Annotated in this window: 2 tRNA genes; both read right to left on the bottom strand. The window is 49.7% G+C overall.

The annotated features are described in order from the left end of the window. Positions 1–51: 51 nt before the first annotated feature. A tRNA-Ala gene (locus GTP44_RS26905) sits at positions 52–127 on the bottom strand. Between the two features lie 48 nt (positions 128–175). Continuing rightward, positions 176–252, bottom strand: a tRNA-Ile gene (locus GTP44_RS26900). Positions 253–290 lie beyond the last annotated feature (38 nt).

The raw sequence follows: 290 nt of genomic DNA, 5'->3' as shown, positions 1-290 counted from the left end.
AAGAACGATACTGCTTTTACCTAAACATCTTAGTGCTTACGTAAAAACAGGTGGTGGAGGATGACGGGATCGAACCGACGACCCCCTGCTTGCAAAGCAGGTGCTCTCCCAGCTGAGCTAATCCCCCATTAAGACACAGTGTGCAAGACTTTAGTCTGGCACTTCAGATCGAAACTGGTAGGGCTGGTTGGACTCGAACCAACGACCCCCGCGTTATCAACACGGTGCTCTAACCAGCTGAGCTACAGCCCCAATATTTGCTGTTCTCTCTTCATTACAGTCGATAAGTG

The sequence above is a fragment of the Duganella lactea genome, from assembly GCF_009857505.1.
Lineage (GTDB): Bacteria > Pseudomonadota > Gammaproteobacteria > Burkholderiales > Burkholderiaceae_D > Rugamonas > Rugamonas lactea.
Note: the sequence above shows the minus strand (reverse complement) of the source record. Positions and strands in the feature narration are given on the sequence as shown.